Consider the following 13582-nt stretch of genomic DNA (forward strand, 5'->3'; position numbering starts at 1 on the left):
TCTTTAGAATTAGTGAGTGAATGTGGTGCAGGCGGGAAACCCCTTCAGTGGGCCTTTTAGGCCAAGGCCGGTAAGAGAGGCTTTCAGCCGCAGAGCAAACCACCAGTTCACACTGGTGGTTTTGATTAGTTAGTTAACGGAATTTGAATCCGAAAGTGACTCATGATCCATCGAATTCTTTTTACCTTTCGTGTCTTTATCTATATGTTCATATTCTAACGTAAAAAGGAGATCTAAAAAGTGATAGCCGAACTCTTTGCACTTCTCTAACCATTGCTTCATACATATGCCTCCTTAACTAGAAGATACTGTACAAATAATATGCACAAAAATGCATGAAACAATGCGTGAGCTTAGTGAAGCTATTATAAACAAGATAAAAAAGGTGGTTTTCCTCTTTTTCTTAGTTCTCTTGGTCTTGTTTCCTTCTCTCTTTCAATCGTAAAATCCATAACACAACATTAACGATGACAAGTGCATAAAAAATCCACGTAACGGTTGCATCATTTTGATATGACACGTATACAAACACTAAAAGAACAACAACTGCAAAAATTTGCATAATTTGAATTTTGGACAAAGCATTACCCTCATTTCGCATGATTTAGTCATTTGGGACATACGCTACATTATAACAATCTTGAAATAGAACGAAAAGAGGCGTGATCCATGAAAACAAAACAGGCATTTTACAGAAGTATCTTAATTATTCTTTTGTGTGGTGTTGGGTTTATGTACAGTCAATCCGAAAGTGTCTATCAACAGGTAGAGGAATCGGTGGCTGCGACAGTCCAGAAAGGAGTACAAGTTGGACAAGAAGCGTTACCGATTGAATTAACCACGTTAAATGGAGAACAAGTTTCATTAGATGAATATCTCGGACAGCCAGTTGTACTTAATTTCTTTGCAACATGGTGTCATCCTTGTCAAGAAGAAATGCCGATTATTTTAGAGATGGAAAAAAAGCTTAAAGAGAAAGGCGCTGCCTTTTTAGCAATCAACATGACAAGCCAGGAAAAAGGGAAAGAAGAAATTAAGCCGTTTCTTCAGCATTATCGTGCAAACTTTGACCCATTGTTAGATAAAGATGGGGATGTGATGAAAAAGTATCAAATTATTGGAATTCCAACAACGATTGTCATTGATGAACAAGGAATGATTGTTCAAAGAATTAATGGAGGCTTAACGTATGAAATAATGGAAGACCTCGTTATACTACGGTAATAGAAAAAGGGTTACACAATGGAGGAATCATCCACGGTGTAACCCTTTTACTATTGAATGAATATTAAGTAAGAAGAAATAAAATACAGAATAACTAAGATGAGAGAAGGCAACGCATAACGAAACGTTGATTCTCTTTGTTTGCGAACAAGAGCGTATAAAATAACAACAGATAAGATACCTACAGCAGCAGCCGTAATTTGGTGTACATCAGAAACGGCAGCAATAATGGAACCTTTTTGATAAAAGACATCAGAGGCACCTAAGATTAAAATATTAAACAAGTTACTACCTAAAATGGACCCGATTGCTAAATTATGATTTCGTAATTGTAGCGCGACTAGAACGGAGATGGCTTCTGGTAATGAAGTAGTTGCAGCGATTAAGAAGCTTCCAACAAAGCTTGCGCCAAGTCCTGTAATAACGGCAATTTGATCCCCAGTTACCGTTAAAAGAGTTCCTGCTCCCATAATGACTATTGCAGCAATAATAAATCCAATAATTGCTCTTTTAAGAGGAATAGCAGATAAATTGTATTCTTCTGGTTCTTCAACAGGGACTTCAGGATTCTTTTTTGCTAAATAAGAAATCAGCCAGATTCCTAATCCATAAATGGACATTAAAATCCATATGTCTAGCCCTATACTTAGAAAAGAGTACTCTATTTTTAAGGAAAGAGCGAGCAACGAAACAATCGCAAGCAGTAATCCAATACTAGCGGTGTAAACATGGGACCTTCCCGCGTTTCTAAAAATTTGTTGTCTTCGGTAATATAGATCAAAGCTAGCAATAATTAATAAGTTAAACATATTGCTTCCAAACACGTTCCCAACGGCTATATCCGGACTGTCTAAAATGATAGCAGAAACACTTGTTGTTACCTCAGGGAGTGAAGTTGCCCCAGCAAGAAAAATGGTTCCAACAACCATACCTCCAAGGGATGTTTTCTCTCCAATTGTATCCGCATAGGTAGACAATTTGATAGCAGCCAAAACCGTGAGGAGAGCTGCAAAAATGAATCCTAAGAAAACCATAATCATAATTCCCCCTAATTGTAATAACACAAAAAAGACCCTTTTATGAGAGTCTACCCGAAAAAGCAGGCTCTCATAAAAAGGTCTTGCGTACTTTAAAAACGTATAGTCTTTAAAGCTCAATGAACCGAGTGAATAATCACTGTCATGACGACTCATTGACCAAAAACGGTCGCTACTCCCCTTTTTAGGGTATTTAATTGTGTGCTGGACTAAATGTAGCATGATACATTATGTACGTCAATTGATTTATTCAAAAAAAGTTGACCCTTGCGACCTATACGGCATTTCTTAGACAGGAGAAAGCCAATAGCCAGAGTCAACGATGTGTCCATCCTACATGGAGCGTTCCATGAAATCTTTCTTTAATTGAGAATCAATTTTTTTATCAAGTAAATGAAGCATTCTTCTGGCTCTACGATCAGAAATCGTCCGATAGTGGTGTTCGCCACCAGGTTCTTCATCCGCTTCATCCGCTAATGCAACGACATGTTGAAGAGGGTTCAACTCAAGGTATCCGTTTGGCAAATACGAATCTGTGTGTAGTAAAATGGCAAGAGCAATTTCTTTTGCAGTACGAGGGTGTTCACCTAGACGGATAAGAAGTTTATGAGCACGCTCCGACCCTTTTATCGCATGAATATCATTTTCTTTATATAAGTTATAATCCCATTGACCATTCCTATACCAAGTGTAATGGCCAATATCATGAAGGAATGCAGCCTTTGTTGCACGATCGGGATCAACGTCATGCTTTATAGCTAGCCGATAAGCGTGATATGCACAAGCAACTGCATGGGCCATTCCAGATCTTTTTACATATTTTTGTGTAATAGGGTGGTCAAACAATTGTACTAAAGTAACATGTCTCACGTGACATTCCTCCTCTTCTTAGCTGTGTTAATTTTTCTGTCATTAAAAAAGTGTATTTCATCAATTATATAGATTTAATCTATGGAGTGCAACTGATTTTATGAAAAAGGGTGGATTTGCTAATCATATAAGGTGTATAATAGTTCACAAGGAAGCTTTAAGTCTTGAAAGGTTGAAAGGGGTTTGAAATGGCAACAACACATACATTTTCAAAAGGTGAAGAAATCGCAAATGCAATTACTCATGGAATCGGTGCATTATTGAGTGTTGCTGCTCTTGTGCTCCTCATTGTTTACTCAAGTTTGTATGGATCAGCTTGGCATATTGTTAGTTTCACTATATATGGTGTTACAATGCTTTTGCTTTATTTCTCTTCCACGATGGTACACGCAATGCCAAAAGGAAAAGCAAAGGATCTATTTGAAATATTTGATCATGCTTCTATATATTTGTTTATAGCAGGTACCTATACTCCTTTATTGTTTATTGTTGTCCAAGGTGCGCTAGGATGGACGTTATTTGGGATTGTATGGGGAATTGCTACAGTTGGTGTAATTTTTAAGGTTTTCTTTGTAAAAAAATTCTTATTTATGTCCACCGTTTTTTATATTGGTATGGGGTGGCTAGCGATCTTTGTAATAAAGCCGATTATCGAAACATTGCCTCCTGCAGGTACGGCATTTTTGTTCATTGGAGGGATTTGCTATACGGTAGGAACCATTTTTTATGTGTGGCGAGGATTTAAATATCATCATGCGATTTGGCATATGTTTGTTTTAGCTGGATCCATTTTTCATTTCTTCTTAATTTTGTTTTATGTACTACCAATTTAACTTATTACAGTCAGTGAAACTATTCGCTGACTGTTTTTCATTCTGAACTTATTTAAAAAGAAGGGGAATCATTATGTATATATCGATTTCGGAGTTAGCTGCCTATTTAGAACTGTCAGAAGAATATATTGTTCAGCAAATTAGGTTAGGGCATGTGAAAGCTATTTTTGATGGAAAAGAGTATTTGCTAAATCGTGAACAGTTTATTTGGCATAAAGAACAACTGGATTTAAAAAGAAAACAGCTTGCTCAAGAAGCGGAAGAGCCACTTCCTGAAGATTGGGATGCTAAAGACGAGGATTAGTACATACACTATAAGTGTGAACACAAAACCAAAAGAGAAGGTTGTGAAGCACAATGGGGAAACATTTGGTGTTTGTGCTCATGCTTTGTATTTTTGGCTTCGTTCTAGGAACTGTTTCTGTACAAGCTGAAGAAACAGAGTCAAACAAAGCAAGAGACCATCAAATTAAAGAATGGACAAAAACACATCTAGCTTTACCTGAACAGATGGTCAGGTTTGAATTCGACTCAGGCTATTCGTTTGTTTATCCAGAAGATGGGGTTCGTGGTGTGTATGTAACGGGTAATTCTGCCGGTGGCCAGCGTTTCAGTACATTACTTGATTTAGTCAATACCACGGCGTTAAATGCGATGGTAATAGACATAAAAGATGATCATGGTTATTTAACGTATCGGCCTGAAGAAGGATCACCATATTATAACATCTCACAGAATTTCATTGGTGATACGAAGAAATTAATGGAGACGTTGGAAGAAAATGACGTATATCCAATTGCTCGAATTGTGGTTTTTAAGGATTCAGTATTAGCAGAAAAAAGACCAGACCTTTCATTTTTAGAGAATGGTCAAGTATGGAAGAACAGTCGGGGAGAAGCGTTTGTTAACCCTTTTTTAAAAGAAGTTTGGGATTATAATATAGATATGGCAAAAAAAGCTGCGGAAATGGGATTTAAGGAAATTCAATTCGATTATGTCCGCTTTCCTGAAGGTTTTGAACGTCGAGACGACACTCTTGAGTATGGTGTAGGAGAATATGAGGATGGAGACGACCAAGTTCAAAAGAGAGTGCAAGCAGTGACTGATTTTGTTGCTTACGCAAGGGAGCAATTATCTTCTTACAATGTTGATGTATCAGTCGACATTTTTGGGTATGCAGCAACTATCTCAGAAGCACCAGGCATAGGACAAAATTTCTCTAAAATCTCAGAAAATGTAGATGTCATCTCATCGATGATCTATCCAAGTCATTGGACGCCTTATTTTGGTATAAATAAACCAGACTTACATCCTTATGAGCTTACAAAGGAATATGCTAAAGTGGAAAATGAAGTGTTAGGGGCATTGGATAAACCACCTGTTTCTAGACCATGGATTCAAGATTTCACTGCAACCTGGTTAGGTGAGGGTAATTATAAAAGGTATGGCAAGGAAGAAGTGGAAGCCCAAATACGTGCATTAAATGAACAAGGCATCAATGAATTTTTACTCTGGAATGCGTCGAATCGCTATACTCCTGGAGTTAATTACAAACCCCTTGATTAAGGCAAAGAGCTGTTACAACCGTAACAGCTCTTTTGCGTTCATGGATTGGGTCATAAATTGGGGTCAGACCCCTCTGTAGTACGTAAAAGCACTACAGGGGGGTCTGACCCCAAGCAACACGGTGCAATTGTATGAGAATGTTACGTGTGAGTAAGTGAATCCTGATAAAGGAAATTCTTTCTAAGATATGCTGAAATGAGGCAGTTTAAGCAAAGGTGAAAGAGGAATATACTAAATATATCATGATGATGGAGGTACGATAATGAATTGGTACGAGAAGCTGAACCAATATTTCCCGATTGAGGAAATGAAATCAAAAGAACATATCGAATTGCTTTTAAAAGACAAAGCTGATATTTACCATAAAGATGAAGGCCCGAATCATGTTATGATGTATGTAGAAACAGATGATTTTGTCTTTGTTGACTATTTATTTGTTTCTACAAATGCAAGAGGCCAAGGTTTGGGGAAGAAATTGTTAAATCAATTAAAAGAAAAACAAAAGCCCATTATTTTGGAAGTAGAGCCAGTTGACTATGACGATACCGACACACAGAAGCGCCAACGTTTTTACAGTAGAGAAGGATTTAAGCATGCACAGTCAGTTGGATATCGAAGGCGTTCACTTGCTACAAATGAAGTGAATGAACTTGAAATCCTTTACTGGTCACCAACCGATGAATCGGAAAAAAGTATCTTCGAAAAAATGAAGCACACGTATGAAAATATTCATACTTATAAAGATAAAGAGCTTTATGGTGCATCATATGAAGATGTAAATGAGGTTCTAACTTTTGAAGAAGAAAGTGACCAAGCGACTGTGTAGCAAAACTTCTTCATCAATGATGAGGGTGATAACATGAAAAGGAAAGATGTAAAGCGTCTTAATGGCAAAAAGAAACGGGAAATGTTAAAAGATTTTTTGAAGAAAAATGTTAGGGATTGGAAAGTAGGGTCAAGGAGAAGTCCAATGCCGACACCTACAAGAAAAACAACAGCATAAAAATGGCTAGGTGTTTCAAAAAGTAACCCTTTTTGAAACACCTTTTTTTGGCCATTAGCCTTAAAAAGCAGTTAGACTTCTAGTTGTTTGTCTGATTTTTTCTGTTTGATTTTATCTGCTATGTTGTAAATAACAGGGATTAAGATCAGTGTAATAAATGTCGATACTGCTAATCCGAAAACAATGACAATGGCCATAGGTTGCTGTACTTCTGTTCCCTCACCAAATCCAAGGGTGAGAGGGATAAGACCTAATATCGTAGTCAGCGCAGTCATTAAAATAGGGCGTAATCGTGTTGGTCCTGCCAAGAGAATCGCCTCATAGGTGGAATATCCTTCGCTTTTTAATGTGTTTATATAATCAACGAGGACAATAGCATTATTAACGACAATCCCTGTTAAAATTAAGATTCCAATTAATGACCCTACCCCGACTGGCTGATTTGTGATGAGCAAACCAAAAATAACGCCAATGGCTGTAATGGGTACAGAAAACATAATAATAAAGGGATAGAAAAAGGATTCAAAACGCCCCGCCATTACCATGTAGACAAGGACAATCGCTAATACAATCGCACCACTAAGCTTAAAAAATGCATCATTCATTTGTTCATTTTGGCCACCAAATGTGATGCGGTACCCACTCGGTAAAACGGGCCGAACCTCCTCTATTAAAGCCAGTTCAATGTCTGCTACGACGCTTCCTAAGTCTCTTCCTAGAATATCGGCTCTTACTGTAATTTCACGGAGACGATCAGCTCTCCTGATAGAGCTAGGACCTTGCCCTCGTTGAACAGTTGCTACAGCAGATAGAGGAATCCTCTCTCCTGTAGGGGTATCAATGAGAAGCTGTTCTAATTGATCAACTGATGCTGTATACCGCTCGGCTACTTGAAGACGAACATCCATCTCTCCGCCATTTCGAGTCAATCTTGTCGCTACAAGCCCCCTTGTTGCATTTCCAATGGTACTTGCAATTTGAGCACTGCCGATTCCGTAAGACGCAGCGGTCGAACGATTGATAGAAACCGTGACTTCAGGGTTCCCCTCTGTGTAATTAGACGAGGGTTCGACAACTCCATCAATTTGTGAAATTGTCTTGATCATATCATCTGATAGTCGTTTGAGAGTTTGTAAATCTGGTCCCCGCACTGTAATGGAAATGGGATGTTCGGAAAAGCCAGTATCACTGGCAGAAACAGAAATATCTACGTTTGCAATTTGTGAGAGGCGTTCTCTAATATCTTCTGCAATCTCTAAATCGGACCTGGACCGTTTTGAAATCTCCTTAAGCAGGATGCTATAAGATGCTCGGTTTGCCTGAGACCCTGCTCCAATTGTAAAATTATCAGTTCCTCCAACTGTGACAAAAGATAAGTCGATCTCAGGAATGTTTACAAGGTGCTTGTCAATTTCTTCTGTTAACTCTAATGTCGATTGTAGGTTATTTCCTACAGGTAAGCGTGCATCTACGCTTATAAAGCTTTGGTCTTGTGCCGGTAAGAATTCAGTACCAAGGAAAGGAATACAAGCTAAAGATAGAGACAATACTGCTAGCGTTGTAAATAAGACCGTTTTTGGTCTTGTTAAAGCCGTTTGTAAAAAACGTTGATAAAAAGCCTTTGATCTTTCAAACCCACGTTGAAAAGCAGATGTATCGACATTTACCTTCATAAATGTTGAGGTTAGCAGAGGAACAATAATTAACGCTGTAATTAATGATGCTAACATAGAAAAAGCTACTGTGATTGCAAGTGGCTTAAATAATTGAGCAGCTAGTCCTTCAACAAAGACAATGGGTAGAAAGACAACGACGGTTGTTAACGTAGAGGCAATAATGGCACCTCCAATTTCGTTTGTACCATTAATTGAAGCCGATTTTCGATCTTCGCCTAATGAACGTTTCCGATATATATTTTCTAAGATGACGATTGCATTATCAACCATCATTCCTACGCCAAGTGCTAGCCCCCCAAGTGTTAAGATATTCAACGTTTCACCATAAAAAAATAAAAATAGAAACGTAGTCATAATAGAAATAGGGATTGAAAAGCCAATAATGAGTGTGCTTCGAATGTTACGTAAAAAAAGGTAAAGCACAAAGGCAGCCAATAGCCCACCAATGACAATGTTCCAACCAACTGCACGTATAGATTGTTCAATAAATTGGCTTTGATCAAAAATGGAGCGTATTTCCACCCCTTTTGGTAACAACGTTAATAATTGATCAATTTCATGGTGAATATCTCTAGCGACTGCAACCGTATTAGTTCCAGAAGCCTTTAGTATGGAAACGCCAACAGCTGGTTCTCCGTTTAAGTAACTTTCCTGTAATACAGGTGCGGTAGTCTCTTGGATAGACACGAGTTGACCTAGAGGGATTACCCCTTCAGTTGAAGGGATAGGTAACACTTCCAAGTCATGAATAGAACGGAACTCTCCTGTAACCCGAATAGGTAAGCTCTGATTGCTTTCTGTTACTTGTCCACCAGGAATATTGATATTTTCACTACTGATGATTTGTTGCAACTCAGTAAGGCTTAGACCGAAACTAGCTAAATGGTCTGGATCTACGTCAAGACGTATTTCATTCTCAGTTCCACCCTCAATTTGAACGGCGGCGACACCATCAATGGAATCTAACCTTGGTTGAATTTCATTTTCAATTAATGTTCTTGCTTCTGCCAGATTTGCATCTGGCTCGGTAATGGCTAATTGTATAATCGGTAACATACTTGGATCAAATCGCATTACTTGAGGAGCTGCCACGCCAGGTGGTAGCCGATCTCGAACTTGATCAATTCGTTCCCGCATCGTTAGTGTAGCGAAATCCAAATCTGTTCCCCAGTCAAAAGCTACAAGAATAAGAGCACCACCTGTGCGGGAAGTAGAAGAAACCGATTCTACATTTGGAACACTTGACATCAGTTCTTCAATTGGACGTGTGATCAAGTTTTCTACTTCTTCAGGACCTGCGCCTTCATATGAGGCCGTTACTGCTACAACAGGGTAATTTAACTCAGGAAACAGGTCAACTGGTAGGTTTCGTAGTGAGACTGCTCCTAATAGTAGTAAAAGAACAATAAACATCGCCATTGCAACAGGTCGTAAGACAGATAATTTTGCTACGTTCATTTTTTGCTCACTCACTTCGAATTGTTATTTCGGCACCGTCCGTTACTCGTTCTTTGCCAGTCGTTACTACTTGATCATCCTCTTCTACACCTGAAATGACTTCGAACTGTTCTCCGTCACGTGTACCAAGTTCTAATGCTTGACGCCGCACGATTTGATCTGTGACAACAAACGTATACGCTTCTCCGTCTTGGTACAACACAGCATCAGAAGGGATAATGAGTGCTTCCTCAATGGTGTCGAGGTCAATGATCGCAGTCGTTCTCATTCCACCTTTTAACCTCACATTATCGTTAGAAACGGGGATCTGAACTGTGAATGTATTCGTTTGTGGATGAACAACAGGGGAGATACTAGAAATTTCTCCTGTTATCGTTTCATGAATTCCGGTTACTTGTAGTTCCGCTTGCATACCAGCTTGTAGTTGAGTGACCTGAAAACTATTAACTGGGAAAGTAGCCATCATCTGAGTTAAATCAACAATCGTGACAAGAGGGACGTTTGGTAAAGCAGTTTGTCCTTCAGCTACATCTACCTGCGCAATGATCCCTGAGATCGGAGAAGTTAATTTCGTAGCTTGAACCGCCTGTTCGGCTTGGCGAACAGCTTCTTCGGCTTGGGAAATTTGCAACTCAAGCTCCATTGTATTAACTGGTGCAAATGAACTGGCCGCTCCTGTAACTTGAAGGAGTTCGGCTTGTCTGATAGAGATGTCTAAAGACGATTGCAATAGTTGGAGAATGGAATCTTCTAGATTGGCAGGGTCCAACTCATTCATCAACGCTTGGGTTCGAACAATCGATTGTTGTAATTCTTGTTCACGGTCTTTTATGTTCGCTGCATTACGTTCGATTGACTGATTAAGCTCATTGACTTGAATAAGACCTTGTTTCAGTTCCTCTACAGCACGTCGCGCTTGTTGGAGCTGTTTAGTCGCTTCAGTGTCATCTAATGTCAGTAAGAGGTCTCCTTGCTGAACTTCTTGGCCAATTTCTATATGTAAACCGGTAACTTCAAGTGGCATCATTGTAAAGAGTGGTACTTGGTTTTTAGGTAAAAGTTGTCCTGATAATTCTACGTTTTGTCTTATGGAATCTCTCGTTATATTTTCAACATCGACTAGAAGACGTTGCCGCTCCATTTGATCGCTTGTTATGTCATCTGTTGCACAGGCCGATAAAAGAAAAAGAAATAGCAAGGCAATTGAATACTTTTGCAATGATGTCAGCTCCTACAAATAAATAAGTAAGTTTTTCATAAGTAGTTAAATACTGAGAAAAATGTAAAGTTCTCATGTACTTAAGGTGTGACAATCAGGTGACAAGTATGAGTACAAAAATGAAATGTTACAAAACAACTAAATAAACATATTTGTTTAGAAAAGATTTTTCTGTATAATAGGTTTATAATGTCATGATGAGGGGTAACTATCCTTTAGATATATTCGTTGTATAGGTCGTTCAATAAAAATGCATAAGAAAAAGCTTCTAATATGTATATACAAATATTGAACGTATTTGTATAATAGTTATGTAATTACGAATTGACATTAACGCATCTTAGTTCGTCATAGATCTCAAACTTGAAAGGAGAGGTCCGCTATATGGTTACATTATTAACATCACCTAGTTGTACATCATGCCGAAAAGCGAAAGCGTGGCTAGAAGAACATAATATCCCATTTGAGGAACGAAATATTTTTGCATCTCCACTTACTGTTGAAGAGGTAAAAGAAGTGGTTCGAATGACTGAGGATGGAACAGATGAAATTATTTCAACACGTTCAAAAGTCTTTCAGGAGTTAAATGTTGAACTAGAATCATTACCTTTACAGACATTATTCCAGATCATTAGTGAGAATCCAGGCTTGTTACGTAGACCTATCATCTTTGATGAGAAACGTTTGCAAGTAGGGTATAATGACGCTGAAATTCGTCGCTTCTTGCCGCGAAAAGTACGCACATTCCATTTACAAGAAGCACAACGATTAGTCAATTAATAAAAACCCTTCTACTTAAAGTGAAAGAAGTAGAAGGGTTTTATTTTATTTTTGTTTACTTGTTTTGATACGGAAAGCACCGGCTGCCATGACTCCTACAATCACGAAGATTTGGAAGCACAATGTGAAAAAAGGATGATTGTTGAAAAGTGGATAAAGCATTTGTTCATGTGTGATCATTCTGCTAGCCGTAAAAGCCAGTATTCCCGCGCCGATATAAACGATGATCGGAAAGCGGTCAAACGCTTTTAAGATTAACTTGCTACCCCATATAATGATGGGTACGGAAACGAGCAATCCAATTAGCACGAGTGTATGATCACCATGAGCAGCACCTGCTACAGCAATGACATTATCAAATCCCATGACTAAATCTGCGATAATGATAGCTTTAATGGCACTCCATAAGCTAGTACCACCTTCTATTTCTCGGTCATCTGCTTGATCTGTTAGCAAACTGTAAGCAATGTACACTAAGAGAGCACCACTTATGGCCAACAGAAATGGAACTTCTAATAATTGTACGGCTACAACCGTAAGAGACATTCTCGTTACAAGTGCTAAACAAATTCCAAGAACAATGGCTCGGTTTCGTATTTCTTTAGGTAAATTCCTGCAAGCCAGGGCAACGACAATCGCGTTGTCTCCACCTAAAATGATGTCGATGCCAATAATTGTTAGTAAAGATATGAGAAATTCAGTATCCATAGTTTGCATCATCCTTTGGCGTAAGCACATTTTTTCTTTCATAATGGCCAGAAATATGTCATACATTTAGCAGTGTCGTATTGTTATGTATGGAGCTTGTCTAACCGTCTACTAAGAACATATATGGCTTATCCAGAGAAAATATGATCGTTAAATTTCAAAGTCATATTTGGTTAATTACCTGTTATAATGGTTATAGTGCTGATTCTTTTTAAATTATCGGAAAAAATCAGTTTTAAAATTTCCATTTTGAAAAGATTTATCATAAAATAGTAGTAAGCTTATATTGAGATGAGCATTATAGGCTGCCCAGAGATATTCAGAGGTAGTAGGAAGGATTCAAGAACACTTACCACGAAATTAAAGGTTAGTTACAAATGTGTAAGGCTTCACTACATGACTAAGAATCTGAAGGGGGTTTAAAAGAGTACCTCATCAAGAACGAAGTCTAGTACCATTACTCGATTAGGAGGGAGAGCGAATATGGATATTGAACGCGTCAATGATACGACCATTAAATTTTTTATAACGTATACAGATATTGAGGATAGGGGCTTTGACCGAGACGAAATTTGGTACAATCGTGAGCGTGGAGAAGAGCTCTTCTTCGAAATGATGAATGAGGCCAATGATAAAGATGATGCACTTGAATTGGATGGACCTTTATGGATACAGGTTCATGCATTAGATAAAGGGTTAGAAATCGTTGTGACAAGAGGTCAAGTTTCTGATGGAAGTGTGAAACTTGAAATTCCAGTTACGGATAAAGATTCAGGAGAGGCAAATTTAGTTGATTTGATGTCAGGAAATGAAGATGATGAATTAGACCCAATAAATGATCATCTTGAAATTGTCATTGGGTTTAAAGACTTTGAAGATGTCATTTCATTAAGTCATAACTTCTTTATTAATGATTTGTTCAATGAATTATATCATTTTGAAGGTACGTACTATCTTCATGTTCTTTTCAACGATGATAGTTACAATGAAGATGAACAAGATGATATGTTAAGCCAAATGCTTGAATATGGATATGAATCCGATATTTCTATCTACCGAATGAAAGAATACGGGAAAGAAATTGTGAAAGATAATGCACTGCCTGTTATTCGATCTTCATTTTCTAAATAGCAATAAAAGGGTTAACATCATATGGATTGTAGTTAGATGGTAGCAAAAGGAGGACCTGTGAGGAAGCTGCTAAAAAG

The 13582-nt window shown here is 38.1% G+C and carries 15 protein-coding genes; 8 read left to right on the forward strand and 7 right to left on the reverse strand.

Annotated features, from left to right (window positions below; all coding sequences use genetic code 11):
- Positions 1–129: 129 nt before the first annotated feature.
- Together N0O92_RS21265 and N0O92_RS21270 are read right to left on the reverse strand one after the other, a co-directional pair.
- A complete protein-coding gene (locus N0O92_RS21265) occupies positions 130–282 on the reverse strand; it encodes a hypothetical protein (RefSeq protein WP_315616766.1) in 153 nt (50 codons plus the stop codon).
- A 121-nt stretch (positions 283–403) separates the two neighbouring features.
- Positions 404–580 carry a hypothetical protein gene (locus tag N0O92_RS21270; protein ID WP_315616768.1) on the reverse strand — a complete coding sequence of 59 codons (177 nt, stop codon included), beginning with the start codon at positions 578–580 and terminating at the stop codon, positions 404–406.
- Between the two features lie 89 nt (positions 581–669).
- Here N0O92_RS21270 and N0O92_RS21275 point away from each other — a divergent pair, with 89 nt between their 5' ends.
- On the forward strand, positions 670–1224 hold the full coding sequence (locus tag N0O92_RS21275; protein WP_315616770.1) for a TlpA disulfide reductase family protein: 555 nt from the start codon (positions 670–672) through the stop codon (positions 1222–1224).
- Positions 1225–1274: 50 nt separating this feature from the next.
- Here N0O92_RS21275 and N0O92_RS21280 read toward each other — a convergent pair whose 3' ends face one another.
- Positions 1275–2258 carry a sodium:calcium antiporter gene (locus N0O92_RS21280; protein ID WP_315616842.1) on the reverse strand — a complete coding sequence of 328 codons (984 nt, stop codon included), beginning with the start codon at positions 2256–2258 and terminating at the stop codon, positions 1275–1277.
- A 336-nt stretch (positions 2259–2594) separates the two neighbouring features.
- Positions 2595–3131, reverse strand: a complete 537-nt coding sequence (locus N0O92_RS21285; RefSeq protein WP_315616771.1) for an HD domain-containing protein — start codon at positions 3129–3131, stop codon at positions 2595–2597.
- A 188-nt stretch (positions 3132–3319) separates the two neighbouring features.
- Between N0O92_RS21285 and trhA the strand changes: the two genes are divergently transcribed.
- From trhA to N0O92_RS21310, 5 genes are all read left to right on the forward strand, one after another.
- Positions 3320–3964: a PAQR family membrane homeostasis protein TrhA gene (trhA, locus tag N0O92_RS21290; RefSeq protein WP_315616772.1), complete on the forward strand. Its 645-nt coding sequence runs from the start codon at positions 3320–3322 to the stop codon at positions 3962–3964.
- Between the two features lie 73 nt (positions 3965–4037).
- Positions 4038–4268, forward strand: coding sequence for an excisionase family DNA-binding protein (locus N0O92_RS21295; protein WP_315616773.1), 231 nt, complete (start codon positions 4038–4040; stop codon positions 4266–4268).
- Positions 4269–4321: 53 nt separating this feature from the next.
- Positions 4322–5530 (forward strand): putative glycoside hydrolase, encoded by a 1209-nt coding sequence (locus N0O92_RS21300; RefSeq protein WP_315616775.1) that lies wholly within the window; start codon positions 4322–4324, stop codon positions 5528–5530.
- 262 nt (positions 5531–5792) lie between these two features.
- Positions 5793–6356: a GNAT family N-acetyltransferase gene (locus N0O92_RS21305; protein WP_315616777.1), complete on the forward strand. Its 564-nt coding sequence runs from the start codon at positions 5793–5795 to the stop codon at positions 6354–6356.
- Between the two features lie 33 nt (positions 6357–6389).
- The gene (locus N0O92_RS21310) at positions 6390–6533 is read left to right on the forward strand and encodes a hypothetical protein (protein ID WP_315616779.1); all 144 of its coding nucleotides are present in this window, start codon (positions 6390–6392) and stop codon (positions 6531–6533) included.
- 71 nt (positions 6534–6604) lie between these two features.
- Here N0O92_RS21310 and N0O92_RS21315 read toward each other — a convergent pair whose 3' ends face one another.
- Positions 6605–9667, reverse strand: coding sequence for an efflux RND transporter permease subunit (locus N0O92_RS21315; RefSeq protein WP_315616781.1), 3063 nt, complete (start codon positions 9665–9667; stop codon positions 6605–6607).
- Between the two features lie 7 nt (positions 9668–9674).
- Positions 9675–10886: an efflux RND transporter periplasmic adaptor subunit gene (locus N0O92_RS21320; protein ID WP_315616783.1), complete on the reverse strand. Its 1212-nt coding sequence runs from the start codon at positions 10884–10886 to the stop codon at positions 9675–9677.
- A gap of 384 nt (positions 10887–11270) precedes the next feature.
- Between N0O92_RS21320 and spxA the strand changes: the two genes are divergently transcribed.
- Positions 11271–11666, forward strand: coding sequence for a transcriptional regulator SpxA (spxA, locus tag N0O92_RS21325; protein WP_315616785.1), 396 nt, complete (start codon positions 11271–11273; stop codon positions 11664–11666).
- A 45-nt stretch (positions 11667–11711) separates the two neighbouring features.
- On the opposite strand, the gene N0O92_RS21330 is transcribed toward spxA, so the two are convergent.
- A complete protein-coding gene (locus N0O92_RS21330; RefSeq protein WP_315616787.1) occupies positions 11712–12374 on the reverse strand; it encodes a TerC family protein in 663 nt (220 codons plus the stop codon).
- Between the two features lie 483 nt (positions 12375–12857).
- Between N0O92_RS21330 and mecA the strand changes: the two genes are divergently transcribed.
- Positions 12858–13505 (forward strand): adaptor protein MecA, encoded by a 648-nt coding sequence (gene mecA, locus N0O92_RS21335; protein ID WP_315616789.1) that lies wholly within the window; start codon positions 12858–12860, stop codon positions 13503–13505.
- Positions 13506–13582: the final 77 nt, after the last annotated feature.

Source organism: Alkalihalobacillus sp. MEB130, from assembly GCF_032335535.1.
In the GTDB taxonomy this organism is placed as follows: Bacteria; Bacillota; Bacilli; order Bacillales; family Bacillaceae_D; genus Halalkalibacter.